Annotated in this window: 1 protein-coding gene; it reads left to right on the top strand. The window is 55.7% G+C overall.

Features of this window, described 5'->3' with window-relative positions; all coding sequences use genetic code 11:
- A partial coding sequence (locus AC1RPN_RS08775; RefSeq protein WP_481763806.1) for a DNA polymerase beta superfamily protein occupies positions 1 to 323 on the top strand: 323 nt, incomplete at both ends.

Below are 323 nucleotides of genomic sequence, written 5' to 3'. Positions count from 1 at the left end.
CAGGTTCTGGAGTGGACGAATTCACCGATCATCTATCGACCCAATGCGCATCTGGTGGCGCTAGCCGAGAAGATGTACAACCCGATCCCGGTGATGCACCATTACAGGTCTATGGCCAAGGGCAATTTCCGTGAGTATCTTCAGGGGGACGAAGTGTGGTACAAGAAGTATCTGTACGTGATTCGCCCGATTATGGCTGCGCAGTTCACGGCCAAATTCGGGACTCCGGCTCCCGTCTCGTTTTCGCAGTTGCGCGATGCTGTGGAGCCTGCCAAGATCACGGCCGCTGTTGACGCGCTGCTCGAAATCAAGATGCGGACAGG

The organism is Dellaglioa sp. CoH-57-MRSF-20 (assembly GCF_056781955.1).
This window is presented reverse-complemented; position numbering and strand designations above follow the sequence as displayed.